Source organism: Streptomyces sp. TRM49041 (assembly GCF_008271805.1).
Lineage (GTDB): Bacteria > Actinomycetota > Actinomycetes > Streptomycetales > Streptomycetaceae > Streptomyces.
Genome location: NZ_VSRY01000165.1, coordinates 42,616 through 66,740, shown reverse-complemented (window position 1 = coordinate 66,740; position 24,125 = coordinate 42,616). Strand labels below are relative to the sequence as shown.

21 protein-coding genes are annotated in these 24,125 nt (G+C 71.3%); 9 read left to right on the top strand and 12 right to left on the bottom strand.

Features of this window, described 5'->3' with window-relative positions; genetic code table 11:
- Positions 1 to 251 precede the first annotated feature (251 nt).
- The gene (gene glgB / locus FVS66_RS28315; protein ID WP_262387263.1) at positions 252 to 2,549 is read left to right on the top strand and encodes a 1,4-alpha-glucan branching enzyme; all 2,298 of its coding nucleotides are present in this window, start codon (positions 252 to 254) and stop codon (positions 2,547 to 2,549) included.
- Positions 2,550 to 2,555: 6 nt separating this feature from the next.
- On the opposite strand, the gene FVS66_RS28310 is transcribed toward glgB, so the two are convergent.
- Positions 2,556 to 4,715 (bottom strand): UvrD-helicase domain-containing protein, encoded by a 2,160-nt coding sequence (locus FVS66_RS28310; protein ID WP_149184174.1) that lies wholly within the window; start codon positions 4,713 to 4,715, stop codon positions 2,556 to 2,558.
- Between the two features lie 224 nt (positions 4,716 to 4,939).
- On the opposite strand from FVS66_RS28310, the gene FVS66_RS28305 reads away from it, so the two are divergent.
- Positions 4,940 to 5,479, top strand: coding sequence for a DUF6817 domain-containing protein (locus FVS66_RS28305; RefSeq protein ID WP_149184071.1), 540 nt, complete (start codon positions 4,940 to 4,942; stop codon positions 5,477 to 5,479).
- Here FVS66_RS28305 and trxA read toward each other — a convergent pair.
- The 4 genes from trxA to FVS66_RS28285 form a co-directional block, all read right to left on the bottom strand.
- Positions 5,466 to 5,807: a thioredoxin gene (trxA, locus tag FVS66_RS28300; protein ID WP_149184070.1), complete on the bottom strand. Its 342-nt coding sequence runs from the start codon at positions 5,805 to 5,807 to the stop codon at positions 5,466 to 5,468. The genes FVS66_RS28305 and trxA overlap by 14 nt on opposite strands.
- Positions 5,804 to 6,205 carry a MerR family transcriptional regulator gene (locus FVS66_RS28295; protein WP_149184069.1) on the bottom strand — a complete coding sequence of 134 codons (402 nt, stop codon included), beginning with the start codon at positions 6,203 to 6,205 and terminating at the stop codon, positions 5,804 to 5,806. Before FVS66_RS28295 ends, trxA begins: the two co-directional genes overlap by 4 nt.
- 72 nt (positions 6,206 to 6,277) lie before the next feature.
- Positions 6,278 to 6,895, bottom strand: a complete 618-nt coding sequence (locus FVS66_RS28290) for a hypothetical protein (RefSeq protein WP_149184068.1) — start codon at positions 6,893 to 6,895, stop codon at positions 6,278 to 6,280.
- A 20-nt stretch (positions 6,896 to 6,915) separates the two neighbouring features.
- Complete coding sequence (locus FVS66_RS28285) at positions 6,916 to 8,142, bottom strand: RNA-guided endonuclease TnpB family protein (RefSeq protein WP_149184173.1); 1,227 nt, start codon at positions 8,140 to 8,142, stop codon at positions 6,916 to 6,918.
- Between the two features lie 25 nt (positions 8,143 to 8,167).
- Between FVS66_RS28285 and tnpA the strand changes: the two genes are divergently transcribed.
- Positions 8,168 to 8,599, top strand: coding sequence for an IS200/IS605 family transposase (gene tnpA / locus FVS66_RS28280; protein ID WP_149184067.1), 432 nt, complete (start codon positions 8,168 to 8,170; stop codon positions 8,597 to 8,599).
- A gap of 48 nt (positions 8,600 to 8,647) precedes the next feature.
- Here tnpA and FVS66_RS28275 read toward each other — a convergent pair whose 3' ends face one another.
- Positions 8,648 to 9,046 carry a hypothetical protein gene (locus tag FVS66_RS28275; protein ID WP_149184066.1) on the bottom strand — a complete coding sequence of 133 codons (399 nt, stop codon included), beginning with the start codon at positions 9,044 to 9,046 and terminating at the stop codon, positions 8,648 to 8,650.
- A 231-nt stretch (positions 9,047 to 9,277) separates the two neighbouring features.
- Positions 9,278 to 10,666, bottom strand: a complete 1,389-nt coding sequence (locus FVS66_RS28270) for a cation:dicarboxylate symporter family transporter (protein WP_149184065.1) — start codon at positions 10,664 to 10,666, stop codon at positions 9,278 to 9,280.
- 125 nt (positions 10,667 to 10,791) lie between these two features.
- Here FVS66_RS28270 and FVS66_RS28265 point away from each other — a divergent pair, with 125 nt between their 5' ends.
- From FVS66_RS28265 to FVS66_RS28255, 3 genes are all read left to right on the top strand, one after another.
- Positions 10,792 to 12,525, top strand: coding sequence for a sensor histidine kinase (locus FVS66_RS28265; RefSeq protein WP_149184064.1), 1,734 nt, complete (start codon positions 10,792 to 10,794; stop codon positions 12,523 to 12,525).
- Positions 12,522 to 13,220 carry a response regulator gene (locus tag FVS66_RS28260; RefSeq protein WP_149184063.1) on the top strand — a complete coding sequence of 233 codons (699 nt, stop codon included), beginning with the start codon at positions 12,522 to 12,524 and terminating at the stop codon, positions 13,218 to 13,220. The genes FVS66_RS28265 and FVS66_RS28260 overlap by 4 nt, the downstream gene beginning before the upstream one ends.
- Positions 13,221 to 13,418: 198 nt before the next feature.
- Positions 13,419 to 14,030, top strand: coding sequence for a helix-turn-helix transcriptional regulator (locus FVS66_RS28255; RefSeq protein ID WP_149184172.1), 612 nt, complete (start codon positions 13,419 to 13,421; stop codon positions 14,028 to 14,030).
- A 14-nt stretch (positions 14,031 to 14,044) separates the two neighbouring features.
- On the opposite strand, the gene FVS66_RS28250 is transcribed toward FVS66_RS28255, so the two are convergent.
- Positions 14,045 to 15,412, bottom strand: a complete 1,368-nt coding sequence (locus FVS66_RS28250; protein ID WP_149184062.1) for a helix-turn-helix domain-containing protein — start codon at positions 15,410 to 15,412, stop codon at positions 14,045 to 14,047.
- A 198-nt stretch (positions 15,413 to 15,610) separates the two neighbouring features.
- Complete coding sequence (locus tag FVS66_RS28245) at positions 15,611 to 16,636, bottom strand: ATP-dependent 6-phosphofructokinase (protein WP_149184061.1); 1,026 nt, start codon at positions 16,634 to 16,636, stop codon at positions 15,611 to 15,613.
- A 251-nt stretch (positions 16,637 to 16,887) separates the two neighbouring features.
- Between FVS66_RS28245 and pta the strand changes: the two genes are divergently transcribed.
- The 3 genes from pta to pyk all read left to right on the top strand — a co-directional run bounded on the left by pta (position 16,888) and on the right by pyk (position 21,792).
- Positions 16,888 to 18,972, top strand: a complete 2,085-nt coding sequence (gene pta, locus FVS66_RS28240) for a phosphate acetyltransferase (RefSeq protein ID WP_149184060.1) — start codon at positions 16,888 to 16,890, stop codon at positions 18,970 to 18,972.
- 67 nt (positions 18,973 to 19,039) lie between these two features.
- Positions 19,040 to 20,248: an acetate kinase gene (locus FVS66_RS28235; protein ID WP_149184059.1), complete on the top strand. Its 1,209-nt coding sequence runs from the start codon at positions 19,040 to 19,042 to the stop codon at positions 20,246 to 20,248.
- Positions 20,249 to 20,361: 113 nt separating this feature from the next.
- The gene (pyk, locus tag FVS66_RS28230; RefSeq protein ID WP_149184058.1) at positions 20,362 to 21,792 is read left to right on the top strand and encodes a pyruvate kinase; all 1,431 of its coding nucleotides are present in this window, start codon (positions 20,362 to 20,364) and stop codon (positions 21,790 to 21,792) included.
- An 85-nt stretch (positions 21,793 to 21,877) separates the two neighbouring features.
- On the opposite strand, the gene FVS66_RS28225 is transcribed toward pyk, so the two are convergent.
- The 3 genes from FVS66_RS28225 to FVS66_RS28215 all read right to left on the bottom strand — a co-directional run bounded on the left by FVS66_RS28225 (position 21,878) and on the right by FVS66_RS28215 (position 23,977).
- On the bottom strand, positions 21,878 to 22,522 hold the full coding sequence (locus FVS66_RS28225; RefSeq protein WP_262387262.1) for a hypothetical protein: 645 nt from the start codon (positions 22,520 to 22,522) through the stop codon (positions 21,878 to 21,880).
- Positions 22,523 to 22,821: 299 nt separating this feature from the next.
- Complete coding sequence (locus tag FVS66_RS28220; RefSeq protein WP_149184056.1) at positions 22,822 to 23,136, bottom strand: DUF397 domain-containing protein; 315 nt, start codon at positions 23,134 to 23,136, stop codon at positions 22,822 to 22,824.
- Positions 23,117 to 23,977, bottom strand: a complete 861-nt coding sequence (locus FVS66_RS28215) for a helix-turn-helix transcriptional regulator (RefSeq protein WP_149184055.1) — start codon at positions 23,975 to 23,977, stop codon at positions 23,117 to 23,119. The genes FVS66_RS28220 and FVS66_RS28215 overlap by 20 nt, the downstream gene beginning before the upstream one ends.
- Positions 23,978 to 24,125 lie beyond the last annotated feature (148 nt).

The following is a 24,125-nucleotide window of genomic DNA, read 5'->3' as shown; positions in this document are numbered from 1 at the left end:
CCGCGCCGGGCCGACGACGGACAACGCCGCACCCCGGCCACCACGGACCCGACGCCCGCCCCGGAGCGGCACACCCCCGACCCCCGCCACGCGCCGGGGTCGGCGTCGGCGCGCGGTTCGGCGCGTGGCGCCGGGACGGAGCGGTCGGAGCCGTCGACCGGGTCCAGGCCCTCCACCGACCGGGCGCTCTCGCAGCGCCCCCCGTACTTCCCCGACCCCCTGACGTGACCGATCCGAGGAGGCATTCCCCCGTGACCCCCCGCCGTCCGACCCGTAAACCGCCCGCGACGACCAGGCAGCCCGTCGTCACCACCCTGGAGGCGCCCGTACCCGGTAGGCCGCCTCGGCCGCGTGTCAGTGCCGACGGGGTGCCGGCCCACCCCCTGGAGGGCGCCGACCGAGCGCGGCTGCTGGCCGGTGAGCACCATGATCCGCACGGACTGCTGGGGGCTCACCCGGTGCCGGACGGCGTGGCGTTCCGGGTGTTGCGGCCGCAGGCGCGGGCGGTGGCCGTCGTGCTCGGCGACGGCGAGCGGCGGGCGCTGCACGACGACGGGGACGGGCTGTTCTCGGGCGTGCTGCCGCTGCCGGAGGTGCCGGCGGACTACCGGCTGCTCGTGTCGTACGAGTCGGGCGACCTGGAGGTCCTCGACCCGTACCGGTTCCTGCCCTCGGTGGGCGAGCTGGACCTGCACCTGGTGCGGGAGGGCCGCCACGAGGAGCTGTGGAGAGCGCTCGGCGCACATGTGATGACCCACCAGGGGGTCGCCGGAACCCGCTTCACCGTGTGGGCGCCCAACGCACGCGGTGTACGGCTCGCCGGGGACTGGACGTTCTGGGACGGCTCGGGCCTGCCCATGCGGTCACTGGGCGCGAGCGGGGTGTGGGAGCTGTTCATGCCCGGCATCGACGAGGGGACGCTGTACAAGTTCGAGATCGTCGGCCCCGACGGCGGCCACTCGCTGCGCGCCGACCCGATGGCCCGCCGCACCCAGTGCCCGCCGGAGACCGCCTCCGTCGTCACCGCCTCGCACCATGTGTGGGGGGACGCCGAGTGGATGGCCCACCGGGGCGACCGCCCCGTACACCTGTCGCCGTTCTCCGTGTACGAGGTGCACCTGCCGTCCTGGCGGCCGGGCCTGACCTACCGCGAGCTCGCCGATGAGCTGCCCGCGTACGTCAAGGACCTCGGCTTCACCCATGTCGAACTGATGCCCGTCGCCGAGCACCCGTTCAGCCCCTCCTGGGGCTACCAGGTCACCTCGTACTACGCGCCGACCGCCCGGCTCGGCACCCCGGACGACTTCAAGTATCTGGTGGACCGCCTCCACCAGGCAGGCATCGGCGTCCTGGTCGACTGGGTCCCGGCGCACTTCCCGAAGGACGACTGGGCCCTGGCCCGCTTCGACGGCACGCCGCTGTACGAGCACCCGGACCCGCGCCGAGCCGAGCACCCCGACTGGGGGACGCTGGAGTTCGACTACGGCCGGACCGAGGTGCGGAACTTCCTCGTCGCCAACGCCGTGTACTGGTGCGAGGAGTTCCATATCGACGGCCTGCGGGTGGACGCCGTCGCGTCGATGCTCTATCTCGACTACTCCCGCGAGTACGGCGACTGGGCGCCCAACGAGCACGGCGGCCGGGAGAACTTCGACGCCGTCCGGTTCCTCCAGGAGATGAACGCCACCGTCTACCGCCGCTGCCCCGGCGTCGTCACGATCGCCGAGGAGTCCACGGCCTGGACCGGCGTGACCGTCCCCACCGACCACGGCGGCCTCGGCTTCGGTCTGAAGTGGAACATGGGCTGGATGCACGACTCGCTGGTGTACGTCTCGAAGGAGCCGGTGCACCGCAAGTACCACCACAACGAGATGACGTTCTCGATGGTGTACGCGTACAGCGAGAACTACGTCCTGCCGATCTCGCACGACGAGGTGGTGCACGGCAAGCAGGCCCTCGTGTCGAAGATGCCCGGCGACTGGTGGCAGCGGCGCGCCAACCACCGCGCATACCTGGGCTTCATGTGGGCCCACCCGGGCAAGCAGCTCCTCTTCATGGGCCAGGAGTTCGCGCAGGGCGCGGAGTGGTCGGAGGGTCAGGGGCCGGAGTGGTGGCTGCTGGGCGACGACTACCACTCGGCAGGCGACCACCGGGGCATGCGGGACCTGGTCCGCGACCTGAACACCGTGTACACCGGGACGCCCGCCCTGTGGCAGCGGGACACCGTCCCGGAGGGCTTCCGCTGGGTCGTGGGTGACGCGGCCGACGACAACGTGTTCGCGTTCCTGCGCTACGACGAGCAGGGCGCCCCGCTGCTGGCGGTGACCAACTTCTCGCCGGTGGTGCGGCACGAGTACCGGCTGGGCGTGCCCCCGGAGGTCACCGCGTGGGCGGAGGTCCTGAACACCGACGAGGCCCGCTACGGCGGCAGCGACGTACGCAACGCCGACCCGGTGAGGCCCGAGCACGTGGAGGCGCACGGCCGCGCGGTGAGTGTGCGGCTGACGCTGCCGCCGCTGGCGACGGTGTGGTTCAAGCCGGTGGGCTGAGGCCGGTCAGCCGAGCCGGATCAGGCCGAGGCGCTGGGTCGCACGGGTCAGGGCCACATAGAGGTCGTTGACGCCGTGCGGCGCGCCGGCCCGGATACCGTCCGGGTCGGCCACCAGCACGGTGTCGAACTCCAGGCCCTTCGCCTGCCGGGATTCGAGGAGTACGACGGGCCGGGTCAGATCGGGGCTCGGCCCGTGGGCGGCGTCCGGCAGCGCCGCGGCGAGGGCCGGGAGGTGGGCGGCCGGGGCGATGACGGCGAGCCGGCCCTCCTCGCGCACCTCCCGCGCGACCGCGTCGGCGACGGCGCCCACGAGGTCGTCCGCCGTGACCTCCCAGGGCGGTACGCCCGTCGACCGTACCGAGCGCGGCGGCCGGAAGCCCGGCTCCTCGGTGCGCCGCACCTCCGCCGCGACCTCCATGATCTCGGCGGGTGTGCGGTAGTTGACGCCGAGCATGACGTGCTCGTAGCGCTCCCCCACGTACGGGTCGAGGATCTCCTGCCAGGACCCGCACCCCGCCGCGTCGCCGGTCTGGGCCGGGTCGCCGACGAGGGTCATGGAGCGGGTGGGGATACGGCGCATCAGCAGCCGCCACGCCATCGCGGACAGTTCCTGCGCCTCGTCCACGATGATGTGCCCGAACGCCCAGGTGCGGTCGGCGGCGGCCCGCTCGGCGGCGCTGCGGTGGTCGTCCTCCTCGTGGCGCTCGGCGAACCGTTCGGCGTCGATGATGTCGTGGGCGCCGAGGACCTCGGACTCCTCGTCCTCGAACTCGTACGTCCGGGAGGCGTACGAGACGTCGAGGACGCTCTGCGCGTAGGCGACGCGCTGGGCGCGCTCGCGGGCGGCGGCGGCGCGGGCGGCCGAGTCGTCGTCACCGAGGAGCTCGGCGGCCTCGTCGAGGAGGGGGACGTCGGCGGGGGTCCAGGGGGCGCCGGGCGCCCGCCGCAGGAACTCGGCCTCGCCGTCGGGCAGATACCCGTACGGGTCGGCGAGGAACCGCTCGACGAGCCCCTGCGGGGTGAGGCTCGGCCACAGCCGCTCGATCGCGGCGTGCACCTCGCCACTGGCCGCGATCTCCTTGCCGAGCTGGGCGATGTCGGACGGGTCGAGGAGGTTGGGCCCGCCGAACGGGTCCGCGCCGAGCCGGTCGGCCAGCTGCGCGGTGAGCGCGTCGATGATCCGGGTGGCGAAGCGGGGGCGGGCGAGGTTGTGCGGCAGCCCGGTGCCGCGGGCGTCCCAGCGGGCGTCCTCGGCGGTGTCGCGGTCGAGGAGGAGGGTGCCGTAGTCCTCGTGGTCGATCTCTATCGGGTCCTGCGTGGGCGGCACGGTCTGCTGGTCGCGCACGTACCGGGTGAGGATGCCGGCCATGGCGGCGCGCCCTTTGATCTCGGCCGCCTCCGGGGTGTCGATGCCGACGGCGTGGACGCCGGGGAACAGCTCGCCCATGGTGGCGAGGAGGACACCGGTCTCCCCGAGGGCGGGGAGGACCTCACCGATGTAGCCGAGAAAGGCCGGGTTGGGCCCGACGACGAGGACGGCCCGCCGGGCGAGCTGCTCCCGGTGCGCGTACAGCAGATACGCGGCCCGGTGCAGGGCGACGGCGGTCTTGCCGGTGCCGGGGCCGCCCTCGACGACGAGGACTCCCTGGTGCGGGGCGCGGATGACGCGGTCCTGCTCGGCCTGGATGGTCTGGACGATGTCGTGCATCCGCCCCGTGCGGGCGGCGTCGAGCGCGGCGAGCAGTACGGAGTCGGCGTCCCGCCCCTCGTGCCCGGTGCGGGTGCCGTCCCGCAGGTCGAGGATCTCGTCGTGGAGGCCGGTGACGTCACGCCCGTGTGTGCTGATGTGCCGCCGGCGGCTCAGGCCCATGGGGGTGTGGCCGGTGGCGAGGTAGAAGGGCCGGGCGACGTCGGCGCGCCAGTCGATGACGAGAGGGGTGCGCTCGTCGTCGTCCTCGCGGATCCCGATCCGCCCGATGTGGTGGTCTCGCCCGTCCTGGAACACCAGCCGCCCGAAACACAGCCCCTGGTCGCCGGCGTTGTACGCGGCGAGCAGCCCCGACTGCTCGGCCACCAGCACATCCCGCTCCAGCCGCGCCTGCAGCCCGGTCCCGGCATCCTTCAGCGCGTCCCGCACGGCGGCCTCGGCGCGCTCGCGCAGCATGTCGAGCCGGGCGTACAGCTCACTGATGAAGTGCTGTTCTTTCCGCAGCGCCTCGGATTCCCCGATTGACAATTCCACTCCCGACGCGATACTGTGCGCTTATTCAAATCCCGTGCGCTGCTTTTTTTATGCGTACACACGGAACCATTGAATATACGCGCAGATATACCCCGGCCGTCAATTCGGAACCGGGGCTTTTTTGTGCGGCGGTGACAGGGGGGCGCATGGCGGAGGAGAAGGCGGTCGCGCTGCTCAGGGCCTGTGGGGCCGAGGGGATGGAGCATCCGGGTGGCACCCTGCTCGCGCATCTGCTCCGGGTGCGGGAGCGGCTCGCCGCATGGGGAGCCCGGCCGGAGCTGCGGCTCGCCGGGCTGTGCCACGCCTTCTACGGGACGGACGGCTTCGCCACGGCGCTGCTGCCACTGGAACGGCGCGGGGAATTGCGGGCCGCCGTCGGGACGGAGGCCGAGGAGCTCGTGTACTTCTACGCGAGCTGCGACCGGGATGCCTCGTACCCGCGCCTGGAGCAGGACGACGCGCCGTACCGGGACCGGTTCACGGGTGTGGTGTTCAGCCCGTCACCGTCCCGGCGGCGCGACTTCGCCGAGCTGACCGCCGCCAACGAACTGGACATCGCGTCCGTCAGCCCGGAGTTCCGGCAGCAGTGGGGCGCCGAACTGCTGGGCTTCTTCCAGCGGCTGCGTCCTCTGCTGTCGGCGCCCGCGTGGAGCGACGTGGAGCGACTGCTGGTCAGTGCCCGGTGAGGGCAGGCTCCAGGTACTCCTCCAGATCCTGGAGGAGGCGGCGCTTCGGGCGGGCGCCGACCATGGACTTCACGGGCTCGCCCGAGCGGAACAGCATGAGGGTGGGGGCCGACAGGACCGCGTAGCGGGAGACCGTCTCGGGGTTGGTGTCGATGTCGAGCTGGACGACCTTCAGTCGGGTGGACTCCTCCGCGGCGACCTCGGCGAGGACCGGGGCCAGCATGCGGCAGGGGCCACACCAGTCCGCGGTGAACTCGACGAGGACGGGGCGGTCGGCGGCCAGGACCTCGGTGCCGAAGTCCGCGTCCGTGACGGCTGTCAGGGTCATGGGGTGGTACCTCCGAATGCGCATTGTGGTTCGGGGGCGTCGTGCTCGGCCGCCTCGGCGACGGCCAGGTGCGTGGCGACCTGGTCGCGGACCGACCGGAGCCGGCCGATCAGGGAGTCCAGCTCGGTGAGCTTCCTCCGGTACACGGCCAGCGAGGCGGGGCACGCGTCCCCGGCCGGGTGACCGGCGCGCAGGCACTCCACGAACGGCCGGGTCTCCTCCAGGTCGAACCCGAAGTCCTGGAGGGTGCGGATCTGCTGGAGCAGCCGCAGGTCGTCCTCGTCGTACACGCGGTGGCCGTTGCCGGTACGCCGGGCGGGCAGCAGCCCGCGCGACTCGTAGTAGCGCAGGGTGCGGGTGGTCACCCCGGCGCGCTCCGCCAGTTCGCCGATTCGCATGCCACGAACCTAGAGCTTGACGCCGACGTCAGGGCAACAGCGGTGTCCGTGAGGCCGGGCGTCCGCCGGGCCTCAGCCCTGCGGTGTCAGCCCCGACAGGGCCTCCGGCGCCACCCGTCCCGCCCGTTCGCGCTGCGGGAAGTCGCCCACCTTCACCCGTGCGACCTCCTTCGCCGTCCCGTACTCCACGACCGACACCTCGTCCCGGTTGGACAGGGTGACCCAGCAGTGCTTGCCGCCGGGTCCGGTCACCGTCCAGTACGGCAGTGAGCCCTGCGGGTAGTGGACGAAGCCGTCCGTCGTGAGACCGGGGCGGGAGACGACCGCCGTGTAGTCGTCGATGGTCCCGGCCATGCACAGCTTGTCCCGCGCGGCGTTCATGGCCATGCCGTGGTGCGCGGAGTTCTGCGGGTAGTCGTCCGGCTTCAGCGCCGCTCCCGCGGCGCTGAACGGCATCTCGACCGTCCGTACCGTACGACCGGCCTCCAGGTCGTACTCGATGAATCCGTTCAGGTACGACAGCTGGGCGTACATCGTCCTGCCGTCCGGGGTGACGACGGCCGGGCGGACACCCTTGTCGAAGGTGTACGTGCGGACCACCTTCAGTGTCGTGGCGTCGGCGACGGTGACCTGCTTGGTGCCTTTGAGGAAGTCGAGGGCCTTGGGCAGCGACGTCACACCGATGGACATGTTTTGACATCCTCGCCCACCTAGAGGAGGGCGATTCCCGTCTGCCGCGCCGTTGTCGGGTGCGGCTCCGGGTGGGTTCCTGCTTCAACGCGCTGTGCGGGGACGAGTCCCCGTCTTACCTGCGCTCCACGGGCTGTCACGGCCAGTCCGGCCGCCTTGGCGACGTTGACCGCCGCGTTGATGTCTCGGTCCAGGACGGTCCCGCACGCCCCGCAGGTCCACTCTCGGACGTGCAGGGGCTTGGGGCCGTCCTTGACGCCGCAGGCCGAGCAGACCTGTGAGGTGGGCTCGAACCGACCGATGCGCACGAAGGTGCGCCCGTACCGGCTGGTCTTGTACTCCAGCATGGTTACGAACTGCGACCATCCGGCGTCGTGCACGGACTTGGCCAGGCGTGTACGGGCGAGTCCCTTGACCGCCAGGTCTTCCACCGCGATGGCTTGGTTTTCGCGGATCAGCTTGGTGGAGAGCTGGTGGTGGAACTCCCGCCGTGCGTCGGCCACCCGTGCGTGAGCGCGGGCGACCTTGACGCGGGCCTTGTTCCGGTTGCTGCTGCCCTTCTCCTTGCGGGAGAGGGAGCGCTGAGCCTTCTTGAGCTGCTTCTCAGCTCGGCGCAGGAAGCGCGGGCTGTCGACCTTCCGGCCGTCCGACAGGACGGCGAAGTGTCCCAGGCCGAGGTCTATGCCGACCTCGGGCCTGACCGGGGTGAGGACTTCTTCCGGGCCGGTCTCGACCACGAACGAGGCGAAATAGCGGCCCGCGCTGTCCTTGATGACGGTCACGGTGGTAGGCGTGGACGGCAGGGTGCGCGACCACTTCACCGGCACGTCGCCGACCTTGGGGAGACGGAGCTTCCCGCCGGGGGTGATCTTCCATCCGGCGTTCGCGGTGAAGCGGATCGCCTGCCGGGTGTCCCGCTTGGACTTGAAGCGGGGCGGCCCCGTCTTCGGGCGCTTGCCCTTGAGGCCGTCGAAGAAGTTCCGGTACGCGGTGTCCAGGTCCCGAAGGGACTGCTGGAGGATCACCGAGGACACCTCACCGAGCCACGCCCGCTCGGGCGTCTTCTTCGACGCCGTGAGCCGCTTGGACAGCTCGCCGGAGGTGACGAACGGCAGCCCGGCGGCACGGGCGTCCTCACGGACGCGAAGCGCGTCGTTGAAGACCACCCGAGCGCACCCGAACGCCCTGGCCAGCGCCGAGCGCTGCGGACCGGTCGGGTACAAGCGGAACCCGTACCTGAGCTGCATAGCGATCACCATACATACTTGGTTCATGTCACCACGCTGGAACCCAAACCCCGATATACGCACGGGCCGTCACGTCGTCTACAACCTGCACGTCCACTTGGTTTTCGTCACGAAGTACCGGCGCAAGGCCATGACGGACGCCATGCTGACGCGCTGCGAAGAGATCATGCGGGAGGTGTGCGCGGACTTCGAGGCCGAGCTGAAGCAGTTCAACGGCGAGGACGATCACGTCCATCTGCTCGTGCACTACCCACCGAAGGTCCAGCTCTCCAAGCTGGTCAACTCCCTCAAGGGAGTCTCCGCCCGCCTGCTGCACAAGGAGTACGACACGCACGTGCGCCGGTACCTGTGGGGCGGGCACTTCTGGTCCGGCTCGTACTTCGCCGGAAGTTGCGGCGGGGCACCCCTGACCCTCGTGAAGCAGTACATCGAGAACCAGAAGCGCCCCGTGGGCTGAGCTGAACACTGCGGACCCGTGCTCACGTGCGGGATGCTCCTATAGTTGTCAAGCTGCGGGAGCAAGGTCGGTTTGAGTGGTTTGTTCGGTTGGTGTGCTGGTCAGTGCTCCCGCCGGTGATCTCCGGGCCGGGCCGAGCGTCTGGGGTCGATCTCGCGGGCGACGAACCGCTTGAGGCTGCTTGACCACCTCGTACGCGGCGCGGCGGAACACGTCCATGCCGGCCAGGATCTCCTCCAGGCCGGGGACGACGTCGAGGGTGCCGAGGTTCCGGTACGTACGGGCGTCGAGGAAACTCACGGTGCCGTCCGCGCTGTTGCCGACCAGGACCACGTCACGGAGCGGTGCCGCGGCCTTCGACGGTCCGGCGGACGAGGACGTGGAGAGGCCGAGGGTGAGCGAGAGGGCGAGGGCAAGCACGGCGGTCGAGCGGGCCAGACGTGACATGGGGGGACCATCCCTTCGCGGCGGTACCGGTGACGGTCGGTCAGTCGGCGGTCGGCGGTCGGCGGTCGGCGGGCAGTGCCATCAGAGGCATGCGCATGCCATGCGTGCACGACGACCGCCATGTTACCGGCGGTACGCCAAAGCCGAACCCCATGTGAACCGCGCGGGAGCCGGCTTCTCCGTCGGCTCCCGCGCGGTTTGCTCCGCACCCCCTGTCTCCCCCGGGGTTTCTCAGACCTTGGCGGGCTCCGCCGCCTCGGCGCGCCGCTCCGGGACACCGGCCGGGGCGTCACCCTCGACGTCGTGACCGCCGTGGCCGCCGTGGCCGCCGTGCCCGTCGTCGCCCAGCGTCGTCTCGTCGAACGGCACGCGCCCGGCGAGGACCTCCGCCGCGCGGCCCTTGTCGATCTCCTTGGTCCAGGTGCCGATCAGCACCGTCGCGACGGCGTTGCCCGCGAAGTTCGTCAGTGCGCGCGCCTCGCTCATGAACCGGTCGATGCCGACGATCAGGCCGACACCGTCGACCAGCGCGGGCTTGTGCGACTGGAGACCGCCCGCAAGCGTGGCCAGGCCGGCGCCGGTGACACCCGCCGCGCCCTTCGACGCGATGACCATGAAGACGAGGAGCGAGATCTGCTCGCCGATGGCCAGCGGCTGGCCCATCGCCTCGGCGACGAAGAGGGAGGCCATCGTCAGGTAGATGGCGGTGCCGTCCAGGTTGAAGGAGTAGCCCGTCGGCACGGTGATGCCGACGACGGGCTTGCTGACGCCCATGTGCTCCATCTTCGCGATGAGCCGCGGCAGGGCGGACTCGGACGAGGACGTGGACAGGATCAGCAGGAACTCGCGGCCCAGGTATCTGAAGAGCGAAAGGATGTTGACGCCCGCGACCAGCCGCAGCAGCGTGCCGAGCACCGCGAAGACGAAGACCAGGCACGTGGCGTAGAAGCCGAGCATGATGACCGCGAGGGACTTCAGTGCGTCCAGGCCGGTCGAGCCGACCACCGCGGCGATGGCGCCGAACGCGCCGACCGGCGCCACCCACATGATCATCGCGAGGATGCGGAAGACCAGCCGCTGAATGTGGCCGATACCGCGCAGGATCGGCTCGCCCGCCTTGCCCATGGCCTGGAGTGCGAAGCCCGCGAGCAGGGCCACCAGCAGCGTCTGAAGGACCTCGCCCTCCGTGAACGCCGAGACCAGGGTCTTCGGGATGACCCCGAGCAGGAAGTCGACGGTGCCCTCACTGGCGCCCACGGCCTGCTTCTCGCCCGCGGCCCGGGTCTCGTCGGTGATGTGCAGGCCGGAGCCGGGCTCCAGCAGGTTGCCGACGACAAGGCCGATGGCCAGGGCGACGGTCGACATGACCATGAAGTAGCCGAGGGCCAGACCGCCGACGGCACCCACCTTCGCGGCCTTGCGTACGGAGCCGACGCCCAACACGATCGTGCAGAAGATCACCGGCGAGATCATCATCTTGATGAGGCTCACAAAACCGGTGCCCAGCGGTTTGAGCTCCTTGGCGACGTCCGGGGCCGCGAAGCCCACGGTGATGCCCAGCGCAACCGCCACGATGACGGCGATATAGAGATAGTGGGTACGTTCCCGTCGTGCGGCCACGGGGTCCTCCCTAGAAGAGTTGCTCCACGTCCCGGTGGATCCCCGCGACTATCCATCACGCTTGTGACGCCGGTCACCGTTGCGTACTTTTCGTTCACACCTTTTCGGACAGGCAGACTGAGCGCATGCGCATACCCCGCCCCCGCAGCCTCGCCGGCCAGCTCTTCGCGATGCAGGCCGTGCTGGTGGCGGTCGTCGTGGCCGGGTGCGCCGTCTTCGTCCACGTCACCGACCGCGCCGAGGCGGAGACGACGGCGCGGCGCCAGGTGACGGCGACCGCGACGGCGGTGGCCCGGTCGCCTTCGGTCGTCGCGGCGGTCCGCTCGGAGAACCCGACGGCGACCCTCCAGCCGTACGCGGACGCGCTGACCGGCGAGGGTGGGGTGACCTTCGTAGTGATCATGGCGCCGAACGGGAAGCGGTGGACGCACCCAGAGCCGGACCGGATCGGCAAGACGTATCTCGGCCATATCGACGCGGCCCAGCGGGGCGAGACCCTCACGGAGACGTACGAGGGGACGCTCGGGCCCTCCGTGCGGACCGTGACGCCCGTGTGGGACCGGGACCGGATCGTCGCCCTGGTGAGCGCGGGCATCACCATCGACCGGATCAGCGAGCAGGTGCGGCGGCAGGTCACCGCGCTGCTCGGGTTCGCGGGCGCCGCGCTGGCGCTGGGCGGGCTCGGCACGTACGTGATCAACGCGCGGCTGCGGCGGCATACGCACGGCATGAACGCCGCCGAGCTGAGCCGGATGCACGACTACCACCAGGCAGCGCTGCACGCGGTACGCGAGGGGCTGCTGATGCTGGACGGGCAGCGGCGGATCGCGCTGGTCAACGACGGGGCGCGGGAGCTGCTGGGGCTGCCCGACGACGTCGTGGGCACCCCGGTGGCCGAGCTGGGGCTGCCCCCGTCCCTGACCGGCGCCCTGCTGGCCGCCGAGCCGCGCGAGGACGAGCTGCACCTGACGGCCGACCGCGTGCTGGTGGTGTCCACCCGCCCGGTGGTCGGCGGTGAGCGGCGCGGCACGGTGGTGACCCTGCGGGACCACACCGAACTGCAGGCCCTGTCCGGCGAGCTGGACTCGGAGCGCGGCTTCACCCAGGCGCTGCGGGCGCAGGCGCACGAGGCGGCGAACCGGCTGCACACGGTCGTGTCGCTGATCGAGCTGGGCCGGGTCGAGGAGGCGGTCGGCTTCGCGACGGCCGAGCTGGAGCTGGCGCAGGCCCTGACGGACCGGGTCGTGGACGCGGTCGGCGAGCCGGTGCTGGCCGCGCTGCTGCTGGGCAAGTCGGCCCAGGCGAGCGAGCGGGGCGTCGAGCTGGTCCTGACCGAGGAGAGCCGCATCGACGACGGCGTCCTGACTCCGGGACTGTCGCCGCGCGACCTGGTGACGATCCTCGGCAATCTCATCGACAACGCGGTGGAGGCCGCCCAGGGTTCGGCCGGCTCCCGCGTCACGGTCACGCTGAGCACGGCCGACGGCGAACTGCTGCTGCGCGTCTCGGACACGGGCCCGGGCATACCGCCCGCCGACGCCGAGTCGGTCTTCCGCCGCGGCTGGTCCACCCACGGCCCCGGCCGCGGCACCGGCCTCGCCCTCGTCCGCCAGGCCACCCACCGCGTCCGCGGCGAAGTGCGGTTGGGCCGGGGCCCGGAGGACGGGGCGGAGTTCACCGTACGACTGCCGCTGAGGGGCGCGCCGTTGAAGGACAGGCCGATGGAGGAGACGACGCCGAAGGACGGGGCGCCCGGGGAGGCGGCGTCTGAGGACGGGACACCGGAGGACGGGACACCGGAGGGCCCGGCCGCCGGACACCGCCCGGCCGCCGGGACCTCGTCGGAGGTGGTGGTGTGAGCGGGGCCGGGATACGGGTGCTGGTCGTCGAGGACGACCCCGTCGCGGCGGACGCGCACGCGCTCTATGCCGGGCGGGTCGCCGGCTTCACCGTGGTCGGGGTGGCGCACTCGCGGGCCGCCGCCGTGCGACTGCTGGAGCGGACGCCCGTCGACCTCATCCTGCTCGACCTGTACCTTCCCGACGGGCACGGGCTGCAGCTCCTGCGGTCCCTGCGGGCCGCCGGGCACTCGGCCGACGTGATCGCGGTGACCTCGGCGCGCGACCTGGCGATCGTGCGGGAGGGCGTCTCGCTGGGCGTCGTCCAGTACGTGCTGAAGCCGTTCTCCTTCGCGACCCTCCGCGACCGGCTGACGCGGTACGCCGAGTTCCGCGGGGCCGTCGGCGAGGCGTCGGGCCAGGACGAGGTCGACCGAGCCCTCGCCGCACTCCGTACGCCCCAGCCCGCCGCCCTGCCCAAGGGCCTCAGCGGACCCACCCTCGCCGCGGTCACCCGCACCCTCCGCGACGCCCCCGAAGGGCTCACCGCCACCGAGGCGGGCGCCGCCGTCGGCATCTCGCGGATCACCGCGCGCCGCTATCTGGAACACCTCGTGACCGCCGGGCGGGCCGAGCGCAGCCCGCAGTACGGGCAGATCGGGCGCCCGGAACTCCAGTACCGCTGGCTCACGGAGACGAGCCCCGGCCCCCGCTGAATATCCCGCTCACATATTCTTCAATTACCCACGAGTACGGGCGATCTGGACGTTCCTCCAACATTCGGCGTTGGTTGAACGCACCGTAGCCAGATGTAACCCAGCGCACCTAGCTTGTGGCGCGTGCACCCGTCTCCCCCCTCCTCCGTCCCCCCGTTCAACGCCCGGGCCGCGCGCCGCCTCCGCGAGGGTCTGGGCATGGCGCCCGGTCATGTCGCGTACGGAATGCGCGCGCAGTACGGGCTGAACGTCTCCCCCGACACCGTCGTCGCCTGGGAACGCGGCCACGCCCGCCCCGATACGCGCGAGCTCACCGCGCTCGCGGGCGTGCTGTGGTGCTCGCCCGGCGAACTGCTCTCCGCGGCCACGACCCTGCGCGAGCACCGCATGGCGCGGGGCATGGCGCCCGACGACCTGGCCCGGCGGATCGGCGTGGACGCCAAGGCGTACCTGAAGATGGAGGAGTCCGGCCGCTGGCGCGGCAACGAACGGCAGACCGCCGCGCTCGCCCAGGTCCTCGGGCTCGGCCCGCGCGAGCTGCTGAACGCGACGGGCAAGGACGCCGACCTGGCGGAGGTGCTGCGGGACGCGGCGACGACCCGCTGGCAGGCGTACGTCCGGCCGGCCGCGAAGCTGCTGCCGATGCGGCGCGACCATCTGGAGGACGTGCTGCAGCAGTTGCACGCCGACTACCAGGCACGGATGGTCGCCACGTACAGCTGGGGCGACTCCGGGGGGAGCGGCGGCGAGGCGGGGCGGGAGTTCCTGGACCGGATCGTCGACCACTTCTGGGCGCTGGCCCGGCTGTAGCCCGTCTCCCCGGGTCAGTCGAAGCTGAACAGCTGTCCGGCGCCGTCCGCCGCGCAGGGCTTCTGGACCACGGCCGTCCACGCCTCGCGGGATGCCTCCGGCACGGTGACGCACAGCCCGGAGTGAGCGGCGCGGATGCGGTGGCCCCGCACGGGTTCGTCTCCGACGGGCTCGATCCGGAACGCCTCGCTCGGGCCGCGCTTGCCGCACTCGTTGTCGATGAGCGGGGCGCCGTCCTGTTCGGCGGCCTCGACGGGGATGCCGGAGCAGCCGGGCCCGAAGTCCGGGTGGTGGGACACGATCCGCCAGAGGCCGCCCCCGCGGCGGGCCAGCTCGTACCTCGGCACATCCGCGCTCGCGCACTCCACCTGGTACACCTGACCGCTCTGCTCCCCCGGACGTTCGTTGAGGCACAGCCCGGAGTGCACGGCCCGGACCCGTACGGGACCCGGCGCGGGCGCGGTGACCGCGGGCTCCGTCCGGTGCCGCTCCTTGTCGTCCCCGCGCAGGATCGACGCGAGCGTGGTCAGCGCCACGACGAGGGTGAGCCCGCCGACGACGGGCACGACGACCCGGGCGGTCCACCACCGCCGCCGCGGCCGCGGCCGGGGCTCCGCGCCGCCCGGACCGGCACCGCCGGGACGCCCGGACGGCACATCCCGCCCGGCCGCGTCCGCATCCCCGTCCCCGTCCCCGGCGGCGTCCACCGGCCTGCCGCCCGAGTCCGCCTCACCGCCCCGCGCACCGGTCGCCACTCCGCCACCCGCCCCGGACCCACCCCGGCCCGAACCGGACACACCGCCGCCCGCGCCCTCAGCCGTTCCCGCACCCGCGCCGGGCGCGCCGGGCATGCCGTCCGCGGGGCCCTCGGGGGCGACGCCCCCGGCCGGCACGGCACCGTTCCGCCGCTGCCGAGCCGGGTATGCGCCCGGTCGGCTCCCGGCACCCGCGTCACCTGCCGGCTCACCATCCCGCCCGGTGCCACCGGCGCCCGGCTCCCAGGCACCCCGCTCCGTACCGCCCGCGCCGCTCAGGCCCGTCGCGCCGCCCGCGTCAGGCGTGGGGTGCGGTGGTGCGGGGCGCGGGGTCACCCGCGTGCGGGCCGCCAGTTCCTTGCGGGCCCTCAGCCAGCGCTCCGTCTCCTCCGGGCCCGCGCCGCACGCCCGGACGAAGGTGATCAGGAGCTCCTCGCGGGGCAGCGTCGCGCGCGTCAGCATGTTGGCGACGGTCGAGCGCGGCAGGCTGTCGCCGACCACCTCCGCACGGGCGGACAGTTCGCGGTAGGTCAGCCCGGACCAGTCCTTGAGCGCCTGCAACCGGGCGATGAACCCGGCGGGGTCACGTATCTCCCAAGGGCCGGGAGCTCTCTCCCCGTCGGCCATCCGCCTTCCCCTCCCGCCACTCGCGCTCGGACAGAGTCGGGACATGTCCGGGACAAGCCCCAAGCCTTGTTGAAGCGGCGATCGCGCTCAAGAGTGGAATTCGGCCGTCACACGGCCGCGCACAACGGAGCGGCCTTGATCGTTCACGGGGGGACGATCAAGGCCGCTCCAGCGGGACGGGGACAGCGGTCCGCGCGGTCAGTAGACCGACTCGGCCTCCAGCATCCGGCTCTCCGGCACCGTCTTCAGCTGACTGGTCGCGTCCGCGAGCGGCACCATCGCGACACTCGTGCCGCGCAGCGCCGTCATCCGGCCGAACTCGCCGCGGTGTGCGGCCTCCACCGCGTGCCAGCCGAACCGGGTGGCGAGGACGCGGTCGTACGCCGTCGGGGTGCCGCCACGCTGGACGTGACCGAGGATCACCGGGCGGGCCTCCTTGCCGAGCCGCTTCTCCAGTTCCTTGGCGAGCCGGTTGCCGATGCCCTGGAAGCGCTCGTGGCCGTACTGGTCGATCTCGCCCTTCCGGTAGTCCATCGAGCCCTCGGCGGGGTGCGCGCCCTCGGCGACGCAGACCACCGCGAACTTCTTGCCGCGCGCGAACCGCTCCTCGACCATCTTCACCAGGTCGTCCACCTGGAAGGGCCGCTCGGGCAGGCAGATGCCGTGCGCGCCGCCGGCCATGCCGGACTCCAGCGCGATCCAGCCGGCATGACGTCCCATCACCTCGACCACCATGACGCGCTGGTGCGACTCGGCGGTGGTCTTGAGACGGTCTATGGCCTCCGTGGCGACCATCACGGCCGTGTCGAAGCCGAAGGTCCGGTCGGTCGCCGAGATGTCGTTGTCGATGGTCTTCGGGACTCCGACGACCGGCATGCCTGCGTCCGACAGCATGCGCGCCGCGGTCAGGGTGCCTTCGCCGCCGATGGGGATGAGGACGTCGATCCCGTACCGCCGCTGCAACGCGCCGCAGTTCTCGGCGGCTTCGCGCAGCCGGTCGCGCTCCAGGCGGGCGGAGCCGAGAATCGTGCCGCCACGGGCGAGGATGCCGCTGACCGCGTTGAGGTCGAGGGACCGGTAGTGGCCGTCGAGGAGGCCCTTGAACCCGTCCTCGAAGCCGATGACTTCATCGCTGTGACCGGTGAGCGCGCGATGCACGACCGACCGGATCACGGCGTTCAGGCCGGGGCAGTCGCCGCCTGCGGTGAGAACTCCGATGCGCATCGTGCTGTGTCTCCTGCTCGCTAGTCGTCGGTCGGTGGCCGTCGATCGGTGATCGCCGGTAGTCGTACGGACACGCCTTTCGAATTATCCCACGGCTCCTGGGGCCCACGCCGGTCGACGCGGACACCCGGCAAGCGCACTACCCATTCACAGAGGTATTGTCAAGAGGGTATGGCCGCCCCTCCTGGGGTGTTTTTTCGCCAGTACGGAGTATCAGGCACACACTCGCTTGACGGACAGGAGAGCACGGCGTGGCGCGCAGCGTGTACGTGACCGGGATCGACCGCGGGGACGGCCGCCAGGTCGTGGAGCTGGGGGTCATGGAGCTCCTGACCCGCCAGGTGGACCGGGTGGGGGTGTTCCGGCCCCTGGTGCACGACGGGCCCGACCGCCTCTTCGAACTGCTGCGGGCCCGGTACCGGCTCTCCCAGGACCCGGCGACCGTGTACGGCATGGACTATTCGGAGGCGTCCGCGCTCCAGGCCGAGCAGGGCGCCGACGAGCTGGTGTCCCGGCTGGTCGAACGGTTCCACGCGGTGGCGCGGGACTACGAGGTCGTACTGGTGCTCGGTACGGACTTCGCCGCCACGCAGCTCCCGGACGAGCTGGCGCTCAACGCGCGCCTGGCGAACGAGTTCGGCGCGTCCGTCATCCCGGTGGTCGGCGGCAAGGGGCAGCCCGCCGACGCGGTGCGGGCGGAGGCGCGCAACGCGTTCCGCGCGTACGACGGGCTCGGCTGCGACGTACTGGCGATGGCCGTGAACCGGGTGGCCGCCGACGACCGCGCGCTCATAGCCGAGCGGCTCACGGCCCGCCTCCCCGTGCCCTGCTACGTCCTTCCCGACGAACCGGCCCTCTCCGCGCCGACGGTCGCGCAGATCACCCACGCGCTGGGCGCGAGGGTGGTGCTGGGCGACGACTCGGGGCTCGCCCGGGACGCCCTGGACTTCGTCTTCGGCGGCGCCATGCTGCCGAACTTCCTCAACGCCCTGACCCCCGGCTGCCTGGTCGTCACCCCCGGCGACCGGGCCGACCTGGTGGTGGGCGCCCTGGCCGCGCACTCGGCCGGTACACCGCCGATCGCGGGCGTCCTGCTGACCCTGAACGAGCAGCCGAGCCAGGAGATCCTCACCCTGGCCGCCCGGCTCGCCCCCGGCACCCCGGTGGTCGCCGTCAGCGGCAACAGCTTCCCCACCGCCCAGGAGCTGTTCGCCCTGGAGGGCAAGATGACCGCGGCGACCCCGCGCAAGGCGGAGACCGCGCTCGGCCTGTTCGAGCGGCACGTGGACACGGCCGATCTGCTGAAGCGGATCTCCGTGGCGCGCAGCGGCCGGGTCACGCCGATGATGTTCGAGCACGAACTGCTGGAGCAGGCCCGCTCCGACCGTCGCCGGGTCGTCCTGCCGGAGGGCGCTGAGGAGCGGGTGCTGCGCGCCGCCGACGTGCTCGTACGGCGTGACGTCTGCGATCTGACGCTGCTCGGCGACCCGGAGGCGATCCGCAAGAAGGCCGCGGACCTCAGCATCGACCTGTCCGGCGCCCAGCTGATCGACCCGGCGACGTCCGAGCTGCGGCAGCGGTTCGCGGAGCGGTACGCGGCGCTGCGCGCCCACCGGGGCGTGACGGTGGAGCTGGCGTACGACGTGGTGTCGGACGTCAACTACTTCGGCACCCTGATGGTCGAGGAGGGGCTCGCGGACGGCATGGTGTCCGGCTCGGTGCACTCGACGGCCGCGACGATCCGCCCCGCGTTCGAGATCATCAAGACGAAGCCGGACGCGTCGATCGTGTCGTCGGTCTTCTTCATGTGCCTGGCCGACGAGGTGCTGGTGTACGGCGACTGCGCGGTCAACCCGGACCCGGACGCCGAGCAGCTCGCGGACATCGCGGTGCAGTCGGCGGCGACGGCGGCCCGGTTCGGCGTCGAGCCGCGGATCGCGATGCTCTCGTACTCGACCGGCACGTCCGGGTCGGGCGCGGACGTGGACAAGGTGCGCGAGGCGACGAAGCTGGTGCGCGCGTCCCACCCGGAGCTGAGGATCGAGGGCCCGATCCAGTACGACGCGGCCGTCGAGCCGTCCGTGGCGGCGACCAAGCTGCCGGACTCGGAGGTGGCCGGCCGCGCCAGCGTGCTGATCTTCCCGGACCTGAACACGGGGAACAACACGTACAAGGCCGTGCAGCGCTCGGCGGGCGCGGTGGCCGTGGGCCCGGTCCTCCAGGGTCTGCGCAAGCCGGTGAACGACCTGTCGCGCGGCGCGCTCGTCAGCGACATCGTGAACACGGTGGCCATCACCGCCATCCAGGCCCAGGCGGCCCCGTCGCCGTCGGCCTGACCGCGCCGCCCCCGCCCCCGCCCCGTACGTCTCCTGCCCCTCCCCGACGACAGAAAGCACCGCAACCGTGACCAGCGCGACCCGTGTCCTCGTCCTCAACTCCGGCTCGTCGTCGGTGAAGTACCAGCTGCTCGACATGACAGACAGCTCCCGGCTCGCGGTCGGCCTCGTGGAGCGCATCGGCGAGGCGACCTCGCGCCTGGTGCACACGCCGCTCACGGACGGCGGTGCCCGGCGCGAGCGCACGGCACCGATCGCGGACCACGCGGCCGCGCTGAAGGCGGTCGCGGAGGAGCTGGCCGCGGACGGCCTCGGCCTGGACTCGCCGGAGCTGGCGGCGATCGGCCACCGGGTGGTGCACGGCGGCCTGAGGTTCTCCGCCCCCACGGTGATCACCGACGAGGTGCTGGCGGAGGTCGAGCGCCTGGTTCCGGTGGCGCCGCTGCACAACCCGGCGAACATCACCGGCATCCGTACGGCGCAGGCGCTGCGCCCGGACCTCCCCCAGGTGGCGGTCTTCGACACGGCGTTCCACACGACGATGCCGGAGTACGCGGCCCGGTACGCGATCGACGCGGAGACCGCGGACGCGTACCGGATCCGCCGCTACGGCTTCCACGGCACCTCGCACGCGTATGTGTCGCGCGAGACGGCGAGGCTGCTGGGCAAGGACCCGTCCGAGGTGAACGTCATCGTGCTGCACCTGGGCAACGGCGCCTCGGCGTCCGCGGTGGCCGGCGGGCGGTGCGTGGACACGTCGATGGGGCTGACGCCGTTGGAGGGCCTGGTGATGGGTACGCGCTCGGGTGACATCGACCCGGCGGTCACCTTCCACCTCAAGCGGGTGGCCGGGATGTCGGTGGACGAGATCGACGCGCTGCTGAACAAGAAGAGCGGTCTGGTGGGCCTGTGCGGCGACAACGACATGCGGGAGATCCGCCGCCGAATCGACGAGGGCGACGAGCGGGCCAGGCTCGCCTTCGATGTGTACATCCACCGACTGAAGAAGTACATCGGCGGGTACTACGCGGTGCTCGGGCGGGTGGACGCGGTGGCGTTCACGGCGGGTGTCGGTGAGAACGCGGCCCCGGTGCGGGAAGCTGCCATCGAGGGCCTGGCGGAGCTGGGCCTGGCGGTGGACGCCGACCTCAACGCCGTACGGTCCGGGGAGCCACGCCTGATCTCGCCGGAGGACGCGCGAGTGGCGGTCGCGGTGGTTCCGACGGACGAGGAACTGGAGATCGCACGGCAGACGTACTCGCTGGTAAACAACTGAAATCGGTAAACAACAGCTCACTTCGAAGAACTCGGCTGAGCGGCCCCCCGCCCATTTGTACATTCCGCCAGACGGAATATTCCGCACTGAAACAAACCGATAGGATCCGCCTTATGCGCCGTTCCAAAATCGTCTGCACATTGGGCCCCGCCGTCGACTCCTACGAGCAGCTGAAAGCGCTCATCGAGGCCGGCATGAACGTGGCCCGCTTCAACATGAGCCATGGGACCCACGCCGAGCACGAGGAGCGGTACCACCGCCTCCGCAAGGCGGCCGAGGACACGGGGCACGCCGTCGGCGTGCTCGCCGACCTCCAGGGCCCGAAGATCCGTCTGGAGACCTTCGCCGAGGGGCCGGTCGAACTGGTCCGCGGTGACGAGTTCACCATCACCGTCGAGGACGTCCCCGGCGACAAGTCCATCTGCGGCACCACGTACAAGGGCCTGCCGGGTGACGTCGCCAAGGGCGACCAGATCCTGATCAACGACGGCAACGTCGAGCTGAAGGTCCTGGAGGTGGAGGGCCCCCAGGTGAGGACGATCGTCATCGAGGGCGGCGTCATCTCCGACCACAAGGGCATCAACCTGCCGGGCGCGGCGGTGAACGTCCCCGCGCTGTCCGAGAAGGACATGGAGGACCTGCGGTTCGCGCTGCGCATGGGCTGCGACATGGTCGCCCTGTCCTTCGTGCGCGACGCCAACGACGTCAAGGACGTCCACCGCGTGATGGACGAGGTGGGCCGCCGGGTCCCCGTCATCGCCAAGGTGGAGAAGCCGCAGGCGGTCGCCAACATGCAGGACGTCGTGATGGCGTTCGACGGTGTGATGGTGGCGCGCGGCGACCTGGCCGTCGAGTACCCGCTCGAAAAGGTCCCGATGGTGCAGAAGCGGCTCATCGAGATGTGCCGCCGCAACGCCAAGCCGGTGATCGTCGCGACCCAGATGATGGAGTCGATGATCACCAACTCGCGCCCGACGCGCGCGGAGGCCTCGGATGTCGCCAACGCGATCCTGGACGGCGCGGACGCGGTCATGCTGTCCGCGGAGTCCTCGGTCGGCGCGTACCCGATCGAGACGGTCAAGACGATGTCGAAGATCGTCACCGCGGCGGAGGAGGAACTGCTGTCCAAGGGCCTCCAGCCCCTGGTCCCCGGCAAGAAGCCCCGCACCCAGGGCGGTTCGGTCGCCCGCGCGGCCGCCGAGATCGCGGACTTCCTCTCCGGCAAGGCCCTCATCGCCTTCACCAAGTCCGGCGACACGGCCCGCCGCCTGTCCCGCTACCGCGCGACCCAGCAGATCCTCGCCTTCACGACGGACGTCTCCACCCGCAACCAGCTCACCCTGAGCTGGGGCGTCGAGTCCTTCGTGGTCCCGCACGTCGACAACACCGACGCGATGGTCGACCTGGTCGACGCCGAACTCCTGAAGCTCCAGCGCTACAACGCCGGCGACACCATGGTCATCACCGCCGGCTCCCCGCCCGGCGTCCCCGGCACCACGAACATGGTCCGCGTCCACCACCTGGGCGGCGGCGAACTCGACTGACACGACCCAGAGCGGAACGAGGGCGGCACCCCGGTCCCGGGCAGGGACAGGGGTGCCGCCCTCGGCGGTTGCGTGTGACGGGAGGTCAGTCCACGTCGGTATCGGGAACGGACTGCAGCGTCCCGTCGTCGACGACGAGTCCGTGGTAGCCGAAACGCTCACCCAGCACGTGGTACCGCTGGTACCGCGACTCCGCGACCGGGACCAGGTACGCCTTCAGGACCCGCAGGAAGAGCCGGAACCCGAGGTCGGGGTCGACCTCCACGACCACTTGCTCCAGCGCGGCCACCACGTCGGCTCCGTCGGCCCGGACAGCGCCCTGCACGGCCGGCGCGGCCGCGCGGATCTCGGCAAGGACCGCCTCCCTCAGCGCCCCGTCCGCGGGCGGCTCCGGCGGTACGGGAGTGAAGGACGGGTAGTCGCGGCGTACCCGCTCAACGGAGATCCGGACGATCTCGCGCAGCCACGCGCGCCCGTCGAGCCACACGTCGTCCGGGTCGTACGGGAGCCCGGTCGCCGCACGCCACAGGCGCTCGATCACCCGGGTCGGCACCGCCGACTCCAGCAGGCGCTGGGCATCCTCCAGGAGCGTGGCCGCGTAGACCCCGTCGCCCCAGTCTGCCGCGCCCGCGACGATCTCCTCCGGCGTGGCCTGCGCGACCCACGGACCGGCGAACCACTTGGTGAGCCCGCTGAGCCCGAAGTCGACCCAGACATCCTCCCGTCGCACCGTCATCTCTCCTCACTCACGGCCTCTTGCCTTTGGGGTGCACTCCCATCGAAGAGAAGTGAAGGCGCGGCTACGCCCCTGTCAGGGCATGCGACGGTGCTTGATCTACCCCTCCCCGTAGCGGCGCTGTTCCCCCGTCCGCCGACTGAGACGTGTGCCATGACGGAGCTGGTCAGGCTCCGGCGCACGCACACGGTGATCACCATAGGCAGAGGGCAGAGCCTTGGATCAAGAGGATTCCACGCCATCGCGAAGCAGGTGCGGCCATCGGGCACCCGTCGGCCCCTGCTGTAACTGCCTTACGCCGACGGACGGGCGCCCTGGCGCTCCCGGGCGCCCGCCTTGACAGCCGCGATGAACGGCACCCAGGCTCGGGCGGAGAGGGCGACGACGGGCCCGTCGGGGACCTTGGAGTCCCGGACGGGGACGATGCCGGGGTGGTCGTCGACGACCTCGACGCAGTCGCCGCCCGACCCGTTGCTGTAGCTGCTCTTGCGCCAGCGCGCGGCACCCACGAAGCCTTCGGCCACTTCGACGCAGTTGCCGCCCGACCCATTGCTGTAGCTGCTCTTGCGCCAGACGGCGGCGCTCAAGTCAATCCGGTTGCTTGCCATTTCGATAGTCCTCAGCCGCTGATTCGATCATGGCCAGGGACGCCTCTGGCGGCAGCGCGGCGGCCCTGAGCAGATCGTACGACGTTCGATACGCCGCCACGAGGGCCGGATCGTCCACGGTATGGCCGGTGTGCAGAGACTCTGTGTACACCAGCGGCGGCGCATCCGCGAACGTCATGATCATGGCAGTGCCGAGCAGGAAGGGGTGAGCCCCGGCGTTCCACGGCAGCATCTGCGAAAAGATCCTCCGCCGCCGCACCAGCGCGGCGATCCGGTCCAGCTGTTCAGCCATCCGGGCAGGCGTCAGGATGGGCTGCCGAAGCACCGACTCGTGCAGAACCACCCAGTACTGCGGCCTGTTGTGGTCGTCCTCGAAGAGGCTCGACCGCGCCAGCCGCCCGTTGACCTTGGCGTCGGTCTCCTCGTCCGCCTCCAGCGGATGCGTCGCCCGCACCACTGCTCGTGCGTACGCCTTGGTCTGCAAGAGGCCCGGCACGACGGTGGGGCACCACTCCTCGATGGTCAGCGCGTGCCTCTCCGCTTCGAGGACGCGCTCGAAGTACTTGGCGTGGCCCTGCCGCCGAGCCTTTCGTACGTCATCGCAGCCGCGCTCGAAGTAGCCGTCCGTCTTGAGGATCCGGTCCGCGTGGCGCGCCAGCTCCACCGGCATGCTGCGCTGGCCGCGCTCGATCTCACTCAGGAGTGTCACCCCGTAGAAGCTGCCCTCCACGAGTTCGGCCATGGTCAGGCCCGCCTTCTCCCGCTGGTACCTCAACTCCTTGCCGTAGAAGCACGAAACGCTCTGCGAACCGTCGATGTCCGTCCGCTTCCCCTGCCCCATGGGTGACCGCCCTTCACACCTCGGGTCCTGGTGCCCAAGCCCCTTTCACGCTAGGGCCATTCACCACCGCTGCATGACGGGTTCGTCACGGCACGCACAGAAGAGTGAGGGCCGCGCTCCCGCTGGGCGGGGGCGCGGCCCTCGGTCT

What these genes read in the sequence shown, in the direction of transcription:
- FVS66_RS28310 (WP_149184174.1), bottom strand. Translation starts at nt 4,715, where the DNA reads ATGCTGCGCGAGCGCGCCGAGGCCGCCGTGCGGGACGCGCTGAAGGAT.
- FVS66_RS28305 (WP_149184071.1), top strand. Translation starts at nt 4,940, where the DNA reads ATGGCGGAGGAGAAGGCGGTCGCGCTGCTCAGGGCCTGTGGGGCCGAG.
- trxA (WP_149184070.1), bottom strand. Translation starts at nt 5,807, where the DNA reads ATGACCCTGACAGCCGTCACGGACGCGGACTTCGGCACCGAGGTCCTG.
- FVS66_RS28295 (WP_149184069.1), bottom strand. Translation starts at nt 6,205, where the DNA reads ATGCGAATCGGCGAACTGGCGGAGCGCGCCGGGGTGACCACCCGCACC.
- FVS66_RS28290 (WP_149184068.1), bottom strand. Translation starts at nt 6,895, where the DNA reads ATGTCCATCGGTGTGACGTCGCTGCCCAAGGCCCTCGACTTCCTCAAA.
- FVS66_RS28285 (WP_149184173.1), bottom strand. Translation starts at nt 8,142, where the DNA reads ATGCAGCTCAGGTACGGGTTCCGCTTGTACCCGACCGGTCCGCAGCGC.
- tnpA (WP_149184067.1), top strand. Translation starts at nt 8,168, where the DNA reads ATGTCACCACGCTGGAACCCAAACCCCGATATACGCACGGGCCGTCAC.
- FVS66_RS28275 (WP_149184066.1), bottom strand. Translation starts at nt 9,046, where the DNA reads ATGTCACGTCTGGCCCGCTCGACCGCCGTGCTTGCCCTCGCCCTCTCG.
- FVS66_RS28265 (WP_149184064.1), top strand. Translation starts at nt 10,792, where the DNA reads ATGCGCATACCCCGCCCCCGCAGCCTCGCCGGCCAGCTCTTCGCGATG.
- FVS66_RS28255 (WP_149184172.1), top strand. Translation starts at nt 13,419, where the DNA reads ATGGCGCCCGGTCATGTCGCGTACGGAATGCGCGCGCAGTACGGGCTG.
- FVS66_RS28250 (WP_149184062.1), bottom strand. Translation starts at nt 15,412, where the DNA reads ATGGCCGACGGGGAGAGAGCTCCCGGCCCTTGGGAGATACGTGACCCC.
- FVS66_RS28245 (WP_149184061.1), bottom strand. Translation starts at nt 16,636, where the DNA reads ATGCGCATCGGAGTTCTCACCGCAGGCGGCGACTGCCCCGGCCTGAAC.
- pyk (WP_149184058.1), top strand. Translation starts at nt 20,362, where the DNA reads ATGCGCCGTTCCAAAATCGTCTGCACATTGGGCCCCGCCGTCGACTCC.
- FVS66_RS28220 (WP_149184056.1), bottom strand. Translation starts at nt 23,136, where the DNA reads ATGGCAAGCAACCGGATTGACTTGAGCGCCGCCGTCTGGCGCAAGAGC.
- FVS66_RS28215 (WP_149184055.1), bottom strand. Translation starts at nt 23,977, where the DNA reads ATGGGGCAGGGGAAGCGGACGGACATCGACGGTTCGCAGAGCGTTTCG.